The following is an 18,202-nucleotide window of genomic DNA, read 5'->3' as shown; positions in this document are numbered from 1 at the left end:
TATTTGCTCACATCTCCGATGAGGGCTATAATCCTATCAATTTACGTTTAGGCACATAATGTATAAAGCTTTAACCTCACATGCCAAGTCTTTATTAGAAAATATTAAGGCTACCTTCAGGCAATTTAAAAATCAATATGCTTATGAGCTAAAGGCCATTACTCCCTGCACTATTACTAATAAACATCGCGTTGAGGTTAAAGTTACAGGTAAAGGGCAAAACTTAAATTTTTATGCTGAAGAAGTTGCTTCAGATAACAATTTTCTTTTGGGATTTTGTTCTACTGACATTAGAACAATCGTCTATTTGGCAACAAGTGACAAATACGAGGCTATTCTTGCGGAAGAAAAAGTAAAAAAATCACTTGAGCTTATCCGATCTAAAAATATAGATGGTAATAAATCGATCCAATTAAGAGACAAAAAGACTGGTAACATAATTATTAAAACATTAAAAGATTTTAATGACCTGGATATTATAGAGAAATTGACCTCGCACGACGCCTACAAATTGGGATACCTGGCGGGGCAGGAGCAATCATGGTTATCTTCACTACGTTTGAAGGTTATAAAAAAGCATGATCTAACTAATCATGAATAAATTTTTACATAATGCTCAAGAGTATACGGATAATCGGCCTCGCTATCCCTTAAATTTATATGATTATCTCACGACTCTAATCTCTCAAACAAAATTAGTAATAGATTGTGGTACTGGCAGTGGACAAGTAGCTTGTGATTTAACACAACATTTTGAATATGTTATTGCTACTGATTTATCTTATGATTTATTAAAAACGACTCAGAAAAAAACTAATTTGATATATGTACAAGCAGCAGCAGAATATTTGCCAATACGGTCTCATACGGTTGATATGGTAACTATTGGCCAAGCACTTCATTGGTTTTCTTTAGATCAATTTTATAGTGAAGTTAATCGAATAGTGAAGCCTAACGGTATTATTGCTGCATGGTGCTACAACCAATGCACAATTGATTCCAAAATAGATGCTTTAATAAATCAAATTTATAGTTTGATTAGCAGCCCAGAAAATAGATCAATACAGCGACAATATGTCTATGACCACTATGAAACAATACCATTTCCATTTAAACGGGTCCCAACACCTAATTTTGAACTATCCGTAGAATGGAATTTAAAAGAATTATATGGATACATTGCAACGTGGCCTGGATTATTAGAATACGAAAAAAACACCCATGCAAATATACTTTCTCAACTGGAAGAAAAATTCATTTCTACATGGGGTGATATAAATGTTAAAAAAATAATAAAATGGCAAATCAATCTATTGGTGGGAAGAGTCATTTAGAAAATTATCTATAGTCCGCTATTTTAACTATTTTATTTTTCATAAAAGGATTAAACACCACCTGGGTATTATCTATTTTATATTTAACCTTGAGATAAACCACCAATAGCGCAGCAGGGTACGCTATAATTGCAGAATAAACTAACTTAACAAGGTAATCAGAAATAATAATATTTGCGGTCTCTTGCCAACGCAAAACACCATAATAGGTTATAGCGTTAGTAATAATCGTGTATGTAACCTCTCCCACAGCAGTGGCCCCAAGGCTACGCATGTAATAATGCTTGCCCTTTAATAGTATCCGCCATTTATTTACTAATAGAATATTTAAATAAAAGCTTACTATTAACGCAGTGGCATTGGCCAAAAGTATATGAGTATACCCACCAATAAAGAAATCATATTTTGCTTGATGATGCCAATTTGGGGGTGATGGGAGTCTAATGGCAACATTCGTTAATCCGACAAAGACGGCTTCACAAATTACCGTATACCAAACCATGCTTTTAGCAATCTGTACGCCGTAAATTTCTGTTAGAGCATCACTGAAAGGGAATAATAATGGGAATATTAAAACCGACGCACAATAAAGTTGATTGCCAAAAGCTACAATCTTATACCCCACTGTTACTGATGCAAAAAATAAGGACATGTAAAGCATGCTAAGCAAAACAATTGGTTTTATAGGTACAGCATTGGAATTCATATTACACTCAACTTTTCTCTGAAACTTTAAGTTTCTTATCCATGTCATTTTGCAAAGAGGTCATGCTAACTTCTTTAAAATTCATTCGTGCTTGCACCATAACACCTAATATTTTATGGGTGTTATCATCCAGTTTTACGAACTCGTTAAAAGCCGGATTTAAAGTTCTAATATATGTTTCTTCACCATCAATTAAAATTTGCCTAAATAGAGGTATTTTTTTTCCTGCTGGAAGTACCAATACATGGTCTAAATTTTCTTCTTCAATATAAGGATCTATAATCAATAGCGTTTTGTCTGGGAATTGCGGTTCCATTGAATTACCACGTAGTAAATAAGCAAATGCTCTTTCACTTAATGGAAAATCAATGTTTAGCAATGGATTATCACCTAACTCCATACTATCTAAGTAAGTAAGAATAGTTTCTGATTGCAAAATTGGAATTGGTAATTTTCGAACTTTAATCGGTTTGAAGGTGGCATACATATCTTGCTTAATAGGCTCTTCCCCGATTAATTGACTTAAATTGATACAAAAATATTCAGCTATTGGTAATAGAGAAGATATATTAGGACTAAACTCGCAGGAGTTAGATCGCAACCTACTAATAGTGCTGCATGGTAAGCCTGTTTGTTGAGAAAGCTCAGTTGCATCTATGCCACAGGCGTTCATTAGACGAGTAATATTTTCACCAAGAACTGTAAAATCAATTTTTTTCACTTTTCTTCTAATCATTTTTTACTTTCTCTAATCCAAAAAGATGTATTTATATTAGTCATCTACTTTATACAATATTTGTAGATTATAGCCTGGTCTTCGCGGATAACTCAACTATTTGTAAAATATTTCTATATTCAGAATTAATAATCACTAAATTTGTTGACATATTTTTACTGTATGGTATTTTTCATTTTATGGAATTTGTCGTCTGTTAAAATAATAATAAGGATCTTATATGCCTGGCAACCTCATTCAGCAAAACTTTAAGGAGTGGTTAAATATATATCTGCTCAACCCCTGTTTTAGTGATGCACCATTTCTAACCCCTCCAAATCCATATATACGACCATTGAGAACCAATGATGCATTAAACATTAACTATGATTCTGCAATTACACTATCTGAAGTAAATACTAATAAAAACCTTATCATCAATAAGCTGTTGCTTAATATTTACGAGCAAGATCTTTTATTTTTGGGCAATAACAACTTGAACGAAGCCAAAAGAGACTTCGCTAACTTCTATGATCCATATTATGTAGCTATTGGCAAAGCAATGTTACCTAAACTTGAAATGTTAGTATTCAATTTTTTAAAAAATGAAATTGAAATAATAGGTAATTGGACTAAACCAAAATTATTAGATTACCTAACTAATACTATTCATGGCCAAGAAAAAGAGGCTAGTGAGCTTTGCTCTGTTATATCTAATTCCAAAAATCCCATACGAGCCGCCAAAATGCTGCTTATTCAAATGGCTCCTGATTTCCTTAGTGAAGCTTCAGCAATGGCAAGAGCATTACCAGGTTCCTTCGGGCCTGAACAATCAGAATTAATGAAAGTATTCATAGATGAGTATGGTTATGGAATTCATGAAACAAAACACTCTACCCTATTTGAAGCTACTATGCTTTCAGCTAATTTAAGCCCTGCTATACATCATTACTATAATGATTATCTAACTACATCACTTATGTTAGTTAATTACTTTCATTGTATATGCAAAAATAAATCTGATTGGTTCAAATATATAGGGACGTTATATTACACCGAAGCAAGTATTCCCCATTTTAACAAGCAAGTTAGTGGAATTTTAAAAAACATTTTACCTGATATTAATACAAAATATTTTGACGAACATGTCCATATAGACAAACATCATAGACGTATGGTTCTTGAAAAAATAATAGCTACAAGTATCGATAAATATGGAGAAGAAGTAATTGAGGATATTTTATTTGGATTTGAAGCATTCAGATTACTGCAAAGCATGGCAGATACCGATTTAATCCAGCAAATTCAGTTCAGCGATCAATTAGATGAAAACTATTTTCCTGGCAATTACGCTCCTCTTAAGGAAAAGTTAACATTTAATGAGACCGAACTTGAAACCACTACCGCTCACTTACATACAGAAGATGAATTGTTTCAAGTAACCAGGGGGGAGTTAATTTTCTATCCTAATAGCATAAGCCCCATTACATTAAAAGCTAGCACTAAAATTGTGATACCTAAAGGTCGGTTACACTCCACGGTCTCGCAATCAGAAAATACTCAATATGTAGTTCAGCCAATTGCAATTTCAACTGGAGCATAAAAATGATTAATAAAAAACGCATCATAAAAGATAGGTTCTGTAAAAACGATGAAAATTATTTTATCGTAAAATCAAATAATAAACGCTTCGCAATACCTGATAAATGCCCTCACCGAGGTGGTCCATTAAGTCTAGGGAAGGTATGTCGAGAATCACAAATGATTCAATGTCCTTGGCATGATGGACGCTTCAAGATTGTTTCCTTACTAAAAAACTCAATCCCAGCTGTTCGCGTTAAAGATCAGATTTTTTATCTCTAAATATTTAAAATTAGGATTATTACTATGATACGTTATTTAAAACTTATGATCGCCCTCTCGCTTACTCTCTCAGGTGACATATTATTTGGACTAGCTATTATCTGGAGAGTTTTAACGTTAGATGGCTCAGCAAAAACATTAGGTCTTTTTCTTTGTTTGATTACTATCGTAACTTTTGCATTACAAAAATCGAGCATTGGTTTCAGACGGATGCTAGAAAAAACACCTAGTCGTTCTTTTATGTGGATAAGAGTCATCGGGGTTAGTTTCTCTATTATATTCTTACCGTTATTATGGCACGAAACCATTTGGCTTCTTTATCTCGCAGGTATGGTAGCAACAATGATTAACTTTTTGAGCACAATAACTCTTGAAGCAATGATGGCTCAGGAAGTACTCGAAAAAAGAATAAGCTCGAACAAAGCCTCTCGCATTCTACAAATAGCTACTCTTAGCTCGTCTTTTCTTGGCGCTGCCTTGCTTGGGCTAATATTGGGGCTAGGGAATATGGTTGCTGTTTTGCTTTTTTGCATTGTTACTTATTTAATCGGTGCAATGTTTTTCAGAATGCAGTCAGATGTAAACAAGCAAAGCATCAGTACAAGCCAAAATAAAAAAAATGCCTTTTATCAGAAAATGACTCAAAAAACTAATTTACCAGTTTTAAGACTTGCATTTATCGGTCTAACATTACTAATGACACAAATTTCTGCTTTTAATTTTTTGGTACCTTTAATTGCTCAACATGAAAAAATGTGGTCAGCATCACAATATGGATTTATTGATGCTGCGGCAGAGTTTGGTGGATTCTTAGCCACTTTTATTATGTTAGAAAAAGGAACCTTTTCAAAGATATGGATATTAGCTTTCCTCGGTATTTTATTGGTCGATATTTTATTTTTTGCAATAACGGATATATACCTAATAAGCACAGCTACATTATTTCTTGGATTTTTGGTCAGCTGTTTTCGTATAAAGCAACGTGAATTTATTTATGACGCCGTATCAAACACCGACGAAATACTCGAATGGACTGGTCGCATAACTGCGATGACTGCAATTATAAAAGCTCTTGCACCGCTTGGCCTAGCTTTTTTTGTTTCCAAACCTTCTTTTGATTTAATGGTAATTGGAATTGGGGTGAGCGCAGGAATGTTAATAGTAGAGACTATATTATATTTCTATACAAATAAAAATCTAAAACAACAAACACCAAACTATTCTGTTGCGGTTTAGTAATAATTTAATTTACGTAAAAGTGAGATCGATATGAATAAATATGCATTAATTGTTGACCCTTTTTCTTCAGGAGCTTTATATGCTGAAGCACTAATAAAACGAGACATTATTCCCGTTGCCATTTTGTCACATTATCCAATTATTGAAGTATATAGGGACTCTTTTAAACCTTCTGATTTTAAATATATTTTTACTTATTCTGAAAATTCAGAATTTTTTTGCGAATTAAATGAGTTCTTAAAAGAAAAAGATCTAACGATGGTTCTAGCCGGTGCTGAGTCTGGGGTAGAATTAGCGGATAAGATATCTGAAAGATTTTGCACCGAGTATTCAAATGGGACAGCCTTAAGCAGCTGTAGAAGAAATAAATATGAAATGGCGCAACAATTAAGTCAACTTCATGTAGATGTTCCCAGGGCAATTAAAAGTAACTTGCCTGGTGAATTCTTAGCTTGGGTTAATAGTAATAATTTGTTTGACTGCGGTGTTGTCATTAAACCATTAAAAAGTGCAGGAACTGATAGCGTACTTGTTTGCTTTAATGAAGATGAGTTAATTGACGCCGTCAAACAGAATTTAGGCAAAGTTAATCAGCTTAATTTTAAAAATGACGATTTAATAGCTCAGGAATACTTAACCGGCACAGAATATGTAGTAGATTCTACAAGTATTGCAGGTAATCATATAATAACGAATATTTGTTGTTATAAAAAAACCAATGCTAATAATTCAAAATTTGTTTATGACTATTTAGATTTTTTACCTGAAACAGGAAATATACAGCATACACTTGCTGAATATGCATACAAAGTACTTGATGGTTTAGGAATTAAATACGGTCCGGCCCATTCAGAAATTATGCTTACAGATAAAGGACCACAATTAATTGAAACAGGAATTCGCCCTCATGGAGGTGTTGCTATTCCTGCATGTAGATTAGCTACTGGAAATAGTCATCTGGACGTAACACTAGACTCGATATTAAACAAATCTAAAATATCGGAAAATAAAATTGGATTTAAACTCATAAAACATACCAGGATAGTCTTTTTAATCTCTCATTTTGAAAGCTATATATCAGATGAGCATCAAAATATGGAATATATTAAAAAATTAAATAGTTTTGTAACACTTAAACTTAACGTCCGACCTGGGACTTACCTTAAGAAAACTGTCGACCTCTTTTCCATGCCAGGTTTATTAATTCTAAGTCATGAATCAAGAGAGCAAGTTGAAAGTGATTATCTTTCAATCAGACAATTAGAACAAAATGGGTTATTTATTCTGGCTGCTGCATAATCGAATAACCTGGAGAAATTTTTGAATTTCGGTATTATACTAAAAATTTTTATCGGAATACTTGGGGCATTATGCAAATAATCAAATCATCATTATTTACTGGCGATTTTGCTTGGCAAGCACTGGATATTGCTCAAATATCTGGCGGTGCGACTATTAGACTTCATTGGACAGATCAACCATACATCTGGCATAAAAATGATGGAGATGAAGTTTTTGTTGTTCTGGAAGGGCACGTAATTATGCACTACCTTGAGGGTGGTGTAGAAAATCAAAAAGAATTAAAGGCTGGAGATATATGTTATTTGAAAGAAGGATGTGAGCACGTAGCTCATCCACAAGGGGCTGCAAGAATACTTGTTATAGAGAAAGCAGGTAGTATTTAAAAATTGGTTTACTTTGTCAGTAACAAATGACGTTCTAAATTGGCAATTATTATGAGAGTGTAATATCAAGAACAGCATAGAGTACAAGGCTCTTAATCATCTCAAAAGGATTTGCGGGGTTGTTATGCTGCGCCAAGATTTCGAAGATCTAGGTTCTTAACGTCAAAGATGATTCAAAAACATCTGTTGGTACTTTTGTTGGTATATTTAAAATATACCAATAATTTCATCAATAAAATCAACACCACAGGAATTGAATTCAATTCCCGCCGCCTCCACCATATTGACTTCCCGAGACATCCAAAAGCATCCGATAGGCCTTGATATAAAGGCCTTTTTTATTTATCTTTCGTCCAACAGATTCATCAAAGCCCCAAGAGCCTACCTAAAAGCGGGGCCTAAGGGGCTTTATGTGATCGCAAAAAGACGAGGCCCCATGACCCTAACTGCCTCAAGAGAATGATTCACAGACAATAAATGTATCGATTGAGAACTGCTATTATTTTCTGATTTTGACTTAATTTAAATATAATTGTACTCGCAATGACCATAACTTGGTATTTATATAGGCTCTGTAATTATTTTTGATATAATGCTGTCCGTAATTACTTGTTGATAGAAAAAAAATGAAATCCAAAATTGAGTTGCAATTTGAAAAGAAAAAATCAGTGATTGGCGCTTATGAAGTATACGGCTTAGCGCCGCTTACTCATTACACTGCGAGCTATCCTGATAGTATTTTGTTTAGATTTTCTATGTATCAGGTTAATTACGTCCTGCGTAGCAGAATAGAAAGAGCGGTTCACTCTTTGCAGGGCCATTATCAATTACCCGTTAGTTATTCTCCCGATTCAGGCATGCATGGTGTACCTGCTCACCAAGCAACATACTTCTTTGAAATGTTAAAAAATATTATGCGGTTGTATCGCGGCATTTTTTACATCGAGCAAGAAACTTTAGATCCCCTGTTTAAATCATTAGTAGCCAATGATTATCTTAATGAAAATCAAGTTGAACAATATCAAAATGACTTTGCGGAGTTAAACGCAGTACCAGAATATGATGGAAGAAAAGTACACGGCCTAATGGATGCTAAAAGTACTCATTATTCTTATGATGTCATCTCATCAAGACTGTGTCCCGAAAAAGTGGGTTTAGTACAGGCACGCATAGACGAGCTTAATGCAGAAATAAGCAGTTTTTATATATGTATACATAAAGAAAGAAAAGAGGAAAAAATTGCAGGTTTGCAAGAATTATTACGTCTTACAAAATTCATGGACGTCCCAAATGCGATTAAGGAAGTAAAAGAAAACTATCCTCAAATTGACAAAGGTTTTTTCAGCAACCGCACTGGAAAGTTGCTCGAAAGCATTTTAACAAGTGAGCAAAATCCTTCCAGTGAAGAAAGTTCAAAGCTTAATTTAGCTTAACCAAGTAGTTAAACCGTTCCTTAGGTAAATCAACCCTATTTTTTATCAATGTGCATTAATTGTTTGTTGGGCTTGCATAAATAGCAGTGCGGTTAACAAAACCCTCCAGCCTGTTGAAAAATATAATCAAAGTTGGATCAAAATCAGCAGAATTCCCAAAGAATAAAAAATAGGCCTAAAACAAAGTGCATTTTGGAATAGTCTCCGCTTGACCTGAATCATAACAATCATAGGGAATATCCATGACCTCAGACGCTTTCGAGTGTGCCCGAAGGGCGGTACGTCTTTTTTTTGAAAGTCGTTTCGAGGACGGGACTTTGGACTCAGGTGAGTCCGTTTCATTAGGGTGATTAAAGTCAGATAAACTCTCTGCTGCTGGTTGGAAAAACCCTTGCTTAGACCCACTAACAGTCGATTTCGGTTTGGTTTTTTGTTCCGTCGCTTGAGAGAGACTAGGCTTACAGTCGGTTTTTATCGCATTCAAAGCACTTGATTTGTGGTCATGCATTGTTGGTGATAAGGCCCTACTAGCTGGTGGATTAATGGGTATTTGTGAGTCGACAGATGAAGGGTGCTTTGGTGTTTCTACTTCGGTAGTTGGTTGTTGCCCTATTGGATGAAAATCTGGATTTGCTGAGGCCAAATCTAAGCCGTCAATACGCGATCCCTTTACCTCTAGCTCACTTCTCTCAACAACAACATCCGCTAAGCGAGGGTTTCTTTGTACCTGTTGTTTTAGGCTCAACAAATCGGCCTCCTCACTGATTAGTGAGCTCGGTTGTTCCTCTGCAAAAGAATGGTCAAGATTAAGAAACGTTTCGAGCGTCCACAACGCCTCGTTTACATTGTCATGATAGGGCCCATTACAAACAGCAATGCTTAATAAGGCTTGTTTATCATTTTCCCAGTTAGGAATGCTCTGGTAAGTCTCAAGCGCCTTGGTGTACTCACCCATTTTTTCATAGCAACGGCCAATACTTAATAAGGCCTTTTTATCAGTTTCCCAGTAAGCAATTTGCTGATAAGTGGCTAGGGCTTGATTATAATCCCCCATTTTTACAAAAGCATGAGCAAGGCTTATTAAAATCGTCTTATCAATTTGCCAGTGTGGAATTTTATGAAAAATAGTAATTGCCTTATCAAAATGTCCCATGTCGGCTTTGCAAATTGCAAGGTGTTGCAAGACCTGTCTATCATTTTCCCAGTTTAAAATTTGCTTATAGGCCTGCAGTGCAGAAGGAAAATTCAACATGTCCGCAAGGCAGCGAGCATAAAAGATGTAAACGGGTTTAGTTCGTTCTGAGGCTGGAATTGTATCGATAATCTCCAATGCCTTATCGTAGTTGCCCATTGCTTGGTAACAATGAGCGCGACTTAAGCTCACTTCATTATCGTTCTCAAAATTGTTAATGTGTTGGTAATATTTATGAGCTTCATCATAATCCCCCATTAATTCATGACAAATAGCAAGTCCTAATAAGACCTGTTTATCAAGATTCCAATGGTTGATTTTTTTATAACTATTGAGTGCTTCATCAAAAAGCCCCATTGCTTCGTAACAGCGGGCGAGGCTTAATAAGGTCGTCTTATTGGATCGCCAACTTAGGAGTTCATCATAAATACCAAGTGCCTGAGCATAATCGCCCATTTTTTCATAACAACGGGCAAGGCCTAACAAGGTATTCTGATCGCGTTTTAAATTTAAAAGCTTATCAAAAAATGTCAGTGCCTTAGAAAAATTCCCCATTAATTCATGACAAATAGCAAGGCCTAGCAAGGCATCTGATTCATAGTCTAAATTAGGTATTTGCTCATAAGCCGCCAATGCCTCTGGATAATTTCCCATTTCTTCATAGCAACGGGCAAGACTGATGTAAAATGCGTTAGTTCTCTCATTACTTGGGACATTCAGAAGTGTTTCTAAGGCCTTATTATAATTTCTCTCATCTTCCAAGCGACGAGCAAGGGCTATTGCAGCATCAACATCAGTTGCTCCAATTTCATTTAACGTATCAACAGCCTCCTCATAACTCCCCATGTGTTGATTACAAAAAGCAATACCTAATAAAGCTTGTTTATCATGCCGCCAGTTTCTGATCCGTTTGAAAGTAGAGATAGCTAGCTCATAGTTTCCCATCTTTTGATGACAGTATCCAAGACATAATAAAGATTCTTTGTCATTTGCTAAATTCGGAGCGTTTTCAAACTGTACTCTTGCTTGCTCAAAATCGCCAATTCCTTCATAACAATAACCAAGACCTAGACGCGCCCGTTTATCATATTCCCAATTAGGAATTCGTTTGAAAAATTGAATAGCTTTCTTATATTTTTTTGCGGCCTCAAGAAGACAAGCAAGGTTAACTAGAAGATCCTTATCTGTTTTCCAATTTGGTATTTGCTTCATTGTTTTTAGCGCAAGCTCATGCAATCCCTGTTCTTGATAGCAACGGGCAATACCGAGGAGTGAGGTGCGATTTGTTCTCCAACCGCGCATGTCTTGATAGATCCTGATTGCCTCATCATATCGTTTAAGTCCAAACAAACATCTTGCTTGTGCAGGAAACCATTTTGCCTGATTATCCTTGGGAATAGTTTGCAGAAGTTTTAGGCCCTGAATAAATTTTTTTTCATCGATGGCTTGCCATACCCTAGTATAAGGTTGGTTTTGAGCATTAACACGTTGATTTTTTGCTGTGTTTGGATATTTTTTTGGCATAACTAACTCGTTCAGATTTTGGCTAAGGTTAGGTCGTTGACGACTCATCCTGCGTCGATATACCACGGTATCTGTGGATTTTGGACATAAGAGGATGTTTTGTTTTATCAAGAAAGAAAGGGACACCGCGGACAAGCTGCTGAATCTAAGAAGTTAAGCGAATTGTCAATAGCCTCTATGCTCTCATTGAATAAGCTGAATTTTAAATCCCAACGACTAAAATACCATGTATAAAATTCAAGTCCATATTTTATAATGATATTTTGTATAATAAGAAAACCAAAGCAATCAATGCTCAATCTAAGTTAGGGGTTTAATAAAATAGAACAACCAACGGTTAATTTATTCTATTCTATGGCCGCGCTGGGGAAATTTTCATCTAACCATGAAAAGGCCCAAACATTATCTGTAATGTCCCTACATCTTTTGCAATTATCAATGGCTTATATCAAAACGTTAATGATTCAACAAATTATCGAAGAGCTTGGGTTAAAAGATCAGCTGACAAAGAAGATAAAAGATGATATTTATTCTAGTGATCCTTTTCTGTAAGACTTTTGTTGAAACAGCCAAATTGCCATTTCTGGCGATTGACTGTTAACTTCTTTGCTGATTTTCGGTATTTTTTACAAAAAAGAGTTTGAACTTCATTACAAAATCATATGCCATTAGCAAAGCAGCTATGGCAAATGCAATATCCCCAGGTATACGCAACCACTGCCATAATAGAGTTGTATTGTAAAACTCAAGACTACGTGCAAAGGTTAGCCCACGTTCATAAACTGCTTGTAATTGTGGCCAGCCTATAGGGAAGAAATTCAGGAAAATCCACAAAATCACCCCTAGGTTATATAACCAAAACGCCCAGGTGCCTAATCGATCGCTCCACTGGGCTTTATCTCCTGCTGCATAACGCAGGCAAAAATAGATCATTCCTAATGCAAGTAATCCAAATGCTCCAAATAAAGCTGTATGTGCATGATTCAATGTTAAAAAAGTTCCGTGTTCATAATAATTCACTAAGGGCGCATTTAATGTGCCACCACCAAATACACCTGCACCAACGAAATTCCAAAAAGCAGCCCCTAAGATATATAGATAAGCCAAATGGTGTTGAAAATGCGTATCTTTTTTAATTTTCTGTTGTTCCTGGATTGCATTGATGATTAGAAGAGCCAGGGGTAGTACTTCAATAAATGAAAACATTGAACCTAGTGGAACCCACATATCAGGACCTCCTGTCCAATACCAATGATGTCCTGTCCCGATGACGCCACCTAGAAAAATTAGAATCGCTTCGAAAAAAATAGTTCTTTCTGCCAAAGGCCTTGATACTAATCCAACGCCCATTAATAGATAGGCAGTGGCACAAGCTGCAAAGAATTCAAAGGATTGCTCAACCCAAAGATGTACTACCCACCAGCGCCAAAAATCAGTAATTGTGAATGATTTTTCAATTCCCGTTAATGGAATCATTCCGAAACAATACAAAACGGCGATGTTAACGGTGCTGGCCCAAAACAAATGTTCCAGTTTAATTTTTCCTGTCCAAAACTCAAAAGTTGCAGTTTTTACCCTGTTCCAAGTAGGCCACATGCCTCGAAAAACGATAAAACTCCACAAAAAAAGACCCACACAAAACCCTATCTGCCAAAGTCTTCCAAGTTGAAGATAGGATAATCCTTGATTCCCAATCCAAAACCATGCTGTATCAATAACCCCCATAATGCCAAGGTAATCGCCGATTATGGCGCCTGCTACAATAAACAGGGTTACCCAAAACAATAAATCAACAAAAAATCCCTGCCTTTTAGCCTCTTTGCCGCTAATGATAGGGGCTAGAAAAACAGCAGAACTAATCCAGGAAAGGGTTATCCAAACTATTGGTGTTTGTGTATGAACGTCGCGTAAGAAATTAAAAGGCAAGAATGAGTTGATTTTAAATCCATAAAATCCAGTGCGCTCAGTATAGTAATGTGCGAGTAAGACACCTACTGCAATTTGAACTAATAAAATGATTGCAACGATTAAAAAATATTTACCTACCTTTTTCTGGCTGATTGTTAGTTCTTTAAAGGTTAGCAAAATGGGCGTCATAGGTGCATTATCTGGTTCGTTTAGATAACGATGATAAATATAGATAATCACGCCAAAACCAAAAAAAACGAAACAAAAGGATACCCATGTCCAATAAAAGGTTGCCGGAGTAGGGACATTACCCATGGTTGGTTCATATGGCCAGTTATTAGTATAGGAAAAATCTTTTCCAGGTCGATGTGCAATAGTGGTTAATGAGGAGTAAATCAGGAAATCAGCTACCTGAATAGCACTTTTCTGGTTTAAGCTGTACGCTTTTGTCCAGCCCTTAATTGGATCGTGATGAAGAACCCTATTTGCTATTTCTTCCTGAAGTTGGGTTATCGCTGTTGCAATTACTTCGGGTATTATCGAAGTATCATGGCTGAGATCGACCTGTTGCAGGGCCTGCTGCATTTCTTTTCGAGTGATGTATTGATCACCTTCTGATAAATTCGCAAAAGAGTTTTTAAATTTTAGATTCGCAATATTTTCTTCGGTTTTACGCCCTAATTCTACAAGATATTGAGCGGTATAATCTTCTCCAAAATAGGATCCCATTCCATAGATACTGCCATAATCCATAAGATCCGCACGTTGAAACCCTGCTTTTCCTGCAGCAATATCTTCTTCAGTCATGAGAATTGTTCCTGAAGCCGAGACGAATTGATGCGGTAAGGGTGGTGCTAATTGATAGGTTTTCACCGTTCCCCAAATTATGACAAGGAAACATAGTATTGCTGTGATTAAGAGAACCCATTTCAGGACATTTGAAACGGGATCAACTGGCATATTAAGCTTACTATCCATTGTATTACTCTTTATCATTAAGTTCCGTCCTTAGTACTCATCTTGTATTGCAATGATTTGTGTATTATTTCGATTTTGTAGCCAAATAATAAATGTGTGCTCAATTAAAAAAATTGAAACTGTCATGTTTGAATTGGGCCAAATGATTCTCTTTAACAAAATGACACGATACTACTATTTCTATCAACTTATTAAGAAGTTAGATTTATCAACTCAAAAAAAAATGGGATTGACCTTATCATCGAAGGGTAGCTGGGGAGTTATGTTTTTATTGATAATAGGATAAAGTGAGATATTGATATCATATTTAATTATTCCCCAATATTGCTACTGTTATTTTTGCGATACTGAGTATATATGGTTGTATTCGTATCTTAAAAGACAGGAGGTCTTTAATGCGATTTTCAATTTCCCGCTACAATCCAGAGGCCGATTCGGCTCCTTATATGAAGGATTATGAGCTGGAAATTCCGCCAGGTTCTGACATGATGGTGCTGGATGCACTTCAGCTAATAAACCAGCAAGATGAGACCCTGGTATTTCGTGCATCTTGCCGAGAAGGTGTATGCGGTTCTGATGGCATGAACATTAATGGATTGAATCGCTTAGCATGCATCACTTCACTTTCGTCTTTGACTCCTCCCATAGTGATAAGGCCGTTGGTTAATATGCCCGTTATTCGCGATTTAGTGGTAGATTTCACATTATTTTTTGAGCAGTACGAACGCGTCCAGCCCTATTTACAAAATGACACCCAGCCACCTATTACAGAACGACTACAAACACCTGAAGAACGTGCCAAATTAGATGGGTTATACGAATGCATTTTATGTGCTTGTTGTACTAGTTTTTGCCCTTCATCTTGGTGGAATCCGGAAAAATTTATTGGTCCTGCAGGTTTGTTATGGGCTGATCGTTTTCTTCAAGATAGCCGCGATAAAGCAACGGATAAACGTTTAGCTGATTTACAAGATCCATTTAGTGTTTTTCGCTGCCGCACGATTATGAATTGTACTGTGGTATGCCCCAAACATTTAAATCCTTCTGCAGCTATAGCAGATATTCGTCGAATAATGACGAAAAAAAAGTCTTAATTTTTCTGATTCAACAAAAGGAATTAAAAATGATTAAGCAGCAATTTCGTAATTTAAATTTATTCACTATTCGATATCCATTCACTGCTATTATTTCTCTATTACATCGATTATCAGGCATTTTTGTCTTTTTATTGATTCCTTTTCTATTATGGATGCTAGATATTGCTACAGGTTCAACAGGAGGATTTGAACGTGTAAAGACCCTATTAACAAATCTACCTGCTAAATTGATATTGTGGCTTTTTTTAGTAGCGTTATTTTATCACCTCATTGCTGGGATACGCCATCTATTGATGGATATTGGGATAGGAGAAAGTCTCAGAAGTGCACGCATAAGTGGAGGAATATCCTTAATCATTACCGTCCTTATGGCAATATTATTAGGGAGTTGGTTATGGTAAACAAATTAATAGTTAGTATGAGTTTGACTGGGAATGGTTTGCGAGATTGGTTAGCGCAACGTTTTTCCTCTCTCATAATCGCAATTTATTTTTTAGTCTTATTAGGATTTTTTCTTCTCCACCCAAAGCTTGATTATATTACTTTACGATATTTTTTCTCTGTCACCTGGATGCAAGTGTTTTCACTAACAGCATTGTTAAGCTTATTTTTGCATGCCTGGGTTGGCATTTGGACGGTCATCACCGATTACATCAATCCTATTGCCATGCGATTAATCATCCAGGTATTAGTCATTTTCACCTTGATTATTTATTTTTTTTGGGGCGTCGAAATTTTGTGGAAAATAGTTTAATGGAGTATTAAAAATGAACTTGGTAAATTATACATTCGATGCGGTGATTGTAGGCGCTGGTGGTGCAGGGATGACCGCTTCATTACAACTTGCTCATTCAGGATTAAAGGTTGCCGTAATTTCGAAAGTGTATCCCACACGTTCGCATACTGTTTCTGCGCAAGGTGGAATTGCTGCCGCATTAGGTAATGTTCATACTGATGATTGGCGTTGGCATATGTTTGATACCGTTAAAGGATCGGATTACTTAGGGGATCAAGACAGCATTGAATATATGTGTAAAATGGCACCTGGTGCGATGTATGATTTAGAACATATGGGCATGCCATTCTCACGCCTTGATAATGGAAAGATTTATCAACGTGCTTTCGGTGGTCAGACGATAGATTATGGAAAAGGAGTTGCTCATCGTACTTGCGCAGTTGCAGATCGCACCGGACATGCATTACTACATACTTTATTTCAGAATAATATCAAAGCCAAAACGCATTTTTTCAATGAATGGTTTGCTATTGATCTTGTAAAAAATTCTCAAAATAAAATTGCAGGTGTCATTGCCCTTTGCATTGAGACAGGTGAAAAAGCATTTTTTAATGCCAAAGCTACTATTCTTGCAACAGGCGGAGCAGGCCGGATTTTTGAAACTTCAACAAATGCATTGATTAATACTGGTGACGGATTAGGAATGTCATTACGGGCTGGGCTTCCTTTGCAAGATATTGAAATGTGGCAATTTCATCCGACAGGTTTGCCCGGTGTTGGCATCTTAATTACTGAAGCTGTTCGGGGTGAAGGTGGCTATCTTATCAATAAAAACGGTGAACGGTTTATGGAGCGCTATGCGCCACACGCCAAAGATCTTGCTTCGCGTGATGTTGTTTCTCGGGCAATTGCTTTAGAACTTCGCGCAGGTAATGGTTTTAATCCAGCAGGTGTTGATTATGTAAAACTTAAACTCGATCATTTAAGCGCTGATGTTATCAATTCACGATTGCCTGGAATACGAGAGTTAGCTATCACTTTCGCACACACTGATCCGATTATTGACCCCATTCCAGTAACTCCTACATGTCATTATATGATGGGTGGAATTCCAACAAATGTGCATGGCCAAGTGATTACTATTGGATCTACTGATAAAGATCAAATCGTAGAAGGACTTTATGCAATAGGCGAATGTGCTTGTGTTTCTGTTCATGGTGCCAATCGCTTAGGCAGTAATTCTTTGTTAGATTTGGTTGTATTTGGTAAAGCTTCGGGATTGCATGCTGAAAAAGCAATTAAAGAAGGTTTACCTCTACACTCCATCACTGAAAGTGACATTGAAACAGCATGTTCACGAGTAGATCACTGGAATAATTCTAAAAAGGGAGAAGATTACAGACTCATCCGACAAGCAATGCAAAAAGTAATGCAAAATAACTTTGGCGTATTTCGCATCGAAGAACACATGATAGAGGGGCTCAAACAATTGAAAGAATTACGTGAGCGTCTTAAACATGCTGCTTTAACGGACACGAGTAAAATTTTTAATACTGCACGAATCCAGGCCTTGGAATTAGACAATTTGATGGACGTCGCTTTAATGACTGCTACAGCAGCATTAACACGTAAGGAAAGTAGAGGAGCACACAGTCGTGAAGATTACCCTAAACGCGATGATCAGCATTGGTTAAAACACATAGCTGTTTTTTTAGATGAAAAGGTTAAATATCGTCCTGTCAATATGAAACCCAATTTTGTAGACCCATTGAAACCAATAGAAAGAGTATAT

At 36.3% G+C, this 18,202-nt stretch carries 16 protein-coding genes; 12 read left to right on the top strand and 4 right to left on the bottom strand.

Annotated features, from left to right (window positions below; translation table 11 throughout):
• Positions 1–58 precede the first annotated feature (58 nt).
• A complete protein-coding gene (locus Ldro_RS13665) occupies positions 59–601 on the top strand; it encodes a hypothetical protein (RefSeq protein ID WP_058496987.1) in 543 nt (180 codons plus the stop codon).
• Positions 594–1,334, top strand: a complete 741-nt coding sequence (locus Ldro_RS13660) for a class I SAM-dependent methyltransferase (RefSeq protein ID WP_058496986.1) — start codon at positions 594–596, stop codon at positions 1,332–1,334. Before Ldro_RS13665 ends, Ldro_RS13660 begins: the two co-directional genes overlap by 8 nt.
• Positions 1,335–1,338: 4 nt before the next feature.
• Here Ldro_RS13660 and Ldro_RS13655 read toward each other — a convergent pair whose 3' ends face one another.
• Together Ldro_RS13655 and Ldro_RS13650 are read right to left on the bottom strand one after the other, a co-directional pair.
• Positions 1,339–2,040, bottom strand: coding sequence for a queuosine precursor transporter (locus Ldro_RS13655; RefSeq protein WP_058496985.1), 702 nt, complete (start codon positions 2,038–2,040; stop codon positions 1,339–1,341).
• A gap of 7 nt (positions 2,041–2,047) precedes the next feature.
• A complete protein-coding gene (locus Ldro_RS13650; protein WP_058496984.1) occupies positions 2,048–2,776 on the bottom strand; it encodes a helix-turn-helix domain-containing protein in 729 nt (242 codons plus the stop codon).
• Between the two features lie 220 nt (positions 2,777–2,996).
• Here Ldro_RS13650 and Ldro_RS13645 point away from each other — a divergent pair, with 220 nt between their 5' ends.
• From Ldro_RS13645 to Ldro_RS13620, 6 genes are all read left to right on the top strand, one after another.
• Positions 2,997–4,358: an iron-containing redox enzyme family protein gene (locus tag Ldro_RS13645; RefSeq protein ID WP_058496983.1), complete on the top strand. Its 1,362-nt coding sequence runs from the start codon at positions 2,997–2,999 to the stop codon at positions 4,356–4,358.
• Positions 4,359–4,360: 2 nt separating this feature from the next.
• Complete coding sequence (locus tag Ldro_RS13640; protein ID WP_058496982.1) at positions 4,361–4,618, top strand: Rieske (2Fe-2S) protein; 258 nt, start codon at positions 4,361–4,363, stop codon at positions 4,616–4,618.
• Between the two features lie 24 nt (positions 4,619–4,642).
• Positions 4,643–5,854 (top strand): MFS transporter, encoded by a 1,212-nt coding sequence (locus Ldro_RS13635; RefSeq protein ID WP_058496981.1) that lies wholly within the window; start codon positions 4,643–4,645, stop codon positions 5,852–5,854.
• A 33-nt stretch (positions 5,855–5,887) separates the two neighbouring features.
• A complete protein-coding gene (locus Ldro_RS13630; protein ID WP_058496980.1) occupies positions 5,888–7,156 on the top strand; it encodes an ATP-grasp domain-containing protein in 1,269 nt (422 codons plus the stop codon).
• A gap of 71 nt (positions 7,157–7,227) precedes the next feature.
• Entirely contained in the window at positions 7,228–7,542 is a 315-nt protein-coding gene (locus Ldro_RS13625) for a cupin domain-containing protein (protein WP_058496979.1), read from the top strand.
• A 626-nt stretch (positions 7,543–8,168) separates the two neighbouring features.
• Positions 8,169–8,975: a hypothetical protein gene (locus tag Ldro_RS13620; RefSeq protein ID WP_058496978.1), complete on the top strand. Its 807-nt coding sequence runs from the start codon at positions 8,169–8,171 to the stop codon at positions 8,973–8,975.
• 175 nt (positions 8,976–9,150) lie between these two features.
• On the opposite strand, the gene Ldro_RS13615 is transcribed toward Ldro_RS13620, so the two are convergent.
• Positions 9,151–11,691: a tetratricopeptide repeat protein gene (locus Ldro_RS13615; protein ID WP_058496977.1), complete on the bottom strand. Its 2,541-nt coding sequence runs from the start codon at positions 11,689–11,691 to the stop codon at positions 9,151–9,153.
• Positions 11,692–12,288: 597 nt separating this feature from the next.
• Positions 12,289–14,577: a nitric-oxide reductase large subunit gene (locus tag Ldro_RS13605; RefSeq protein WP_157066491.1), complete on the bottom strand. Its 2,289-nt coding sequence runs from the start codon at positions 14,575–14,577 to the stop codon at positions 12,289–12,291.
• A 395-nt stretch (positions 14,578–14,972) separates the two neighbouring features.
• On the opposite strand from Ldro_RS13605, the gene Ldro_RS13600 reads away from it, so the two are divergent.
• From Ldro_RS13600 to sdhA, 4 genes are all read left to right on the top strand, one after another.
• Positions 14,973–15,671, top strand: a complete 699-nt coding sequence (locus Ldro_RS13600; protein WP_058496974.1) for a succinate dehydrogenase iron-sulfur subunit — start codon at positions 14,973–14,975, stop codon at positions 15,669–15,671.
• A 29-nt stretch (positions 15,672–15,700) separates the two neighbouring features.
• Complete coding sequence (sdhC, locus tag Ldro_RS13595; RefSeq protein ID WP_058496973.1) at positions 15,701–16,075, top strand: succinate dehydrogenase, cytochrome b556 subunit; 375 nt, start codon at positions 15,701–15,703, stop codon at positions 16,073–16,075.
• Complete coding sequence (gene sdhD, locus Ldro_RS13590; RefSeq protein ID WP_058496972.1) at positions 16,069–16,428, top strand: succinate dehydrogenase, hydrophobic membrane anchor protein; 360 nt, start codon at positions 16,069–16,071, stop codon at positions 16,426–16,428. The genes sdhC and sdhD overlap by 7 nt, the downstream gene beginning before the upstream one ends.
• 13 nt (positions 16,429–16,441) lie before the next feature.
• A partial coding sequence (gene sdhA / locus Ldro_RS16525) for a succinate dehydrogenase flavoprotein subunit (RefSeq protein WP_058496971.1) occupies positions 16,442–18,202 on the top strand: 1,761 nt, incomplete at its 3' end.

It is taken from the genome of Legionella drozanskii LLAP-1 (genome assembly GCF_001467585.1).
In the GTDB taxonomy this organism is placed as follows: Bacteria; Pseudomonadota; Gammaproteobacteria; order Legionellales; family Legionellaceae; genus Tatlockia; species Tatlockia drozanskii.
This window is presented reverse-complemented; position numbering and strand designations above follow the sequence as displayed.

Bases quoted from the DNA above. Each gene is read 5' to 3' on its own strand.
- Ldro_RS13665 (WP_058496987.1), top strand. From the start codon at position 59: ATGTATAAAGCTTTAACCTCACATGCCAAGTCTTTATTAGAAAATATT.
- Ldro_RS13660 (WP_058496986.1), top strand. From the start codon at position 594: ATGAATAAATTTTTACATAATGCTCAAGAGTATACGGATAATCGGCCT.
- Ldro_RS13655 (WP_058496985.1), bottom strand. From the start codon at position 2,040: ATGAATTCCAATGCTGTACCTATAAAACCAATTGTTTTGCTTAGCATG.
- Ldro_RS13650 (WP_058496984.1), bottom strand. From the start codon at position 2,776: ATGATTAGAAGAAAAGTGAAAAAAATTGATTTTACAGTTCTTGGTGAA.
- Ldro_RS13645 (WP_058496983.1), top strand. From the start codon at position 2,997: ATGCCTGGCAACCTCATTCAGCAAAACTTTAAGGAGTGGTTAAATATA.
- Ldro_RS13640 (WP_058496982.1), top strand. From the start codon at position 4,361: ATGATTAATAAAAAACGCATCATAAAAGATAGGTTCTGTAAAAACGAT.
- Ldro_RS13635 (WP_058496981.1), top strand. From the start codon at position 4,643: ATGATACGTTATTTAAAACTTATGATCGCCCTCTCGCTTACTCTCTCA.
- Ldro_RS13630 (WP_058496980.1), top strand. From the start codon at position 5,888: ATGAATAAATATGCATTAATTGTTGACCCTTTTTCTTCAGGAGCTTTA.
- Ldro_RS13625 (WP_058496979.1), top strand. From the start codon at position 7,228: ATGCAAATAATCAAATCATCATTATTTACTGGCGATTTTGCTTGGCAA.
- Ldro_RS13620 (WP_058496978.1), top strand. From the start codon at position 8,169: ATGAAATCCAAAATTGAGTTGCAATTTGAAAAGAAAAAATCAGTGATT.
- Ldro_RS13615 (WP_058496977.1), bottom strand. From the start codon at position 11,691: ATGCCAAAAAAATATCCAAACACAGCAAAAAATCAACGTGTTAATGCT.
- Ldro_RS13605 (WP_157066491.1), bottom strand. From the start codon at position 14,577: ATGGATAGTAAGCTTAATATGCCAGTTGATCCCGTTTCAAATGTCCTG.
- Ldro_RS13600 (WP_058496974.1), top strand. From the start codon at position 14,973: ATGCGATTTTCAATTTCCCGCTACAATCCAGAGGCCGATTCGGCTCCT.
- sdhC (WP_058496973.1), top strand. From the start codon at position 15,701: ATGATTAAGCAGCAATTTCGTAATTTAAATTTATTCACTATTCGATAT.
- sdhD (WP_058496972.1), top strand. From the start codon at position 16,069: ATGGTAAACAAATTAATAGTTAGTATGAGTTTGACTGGGAATGGTTTG.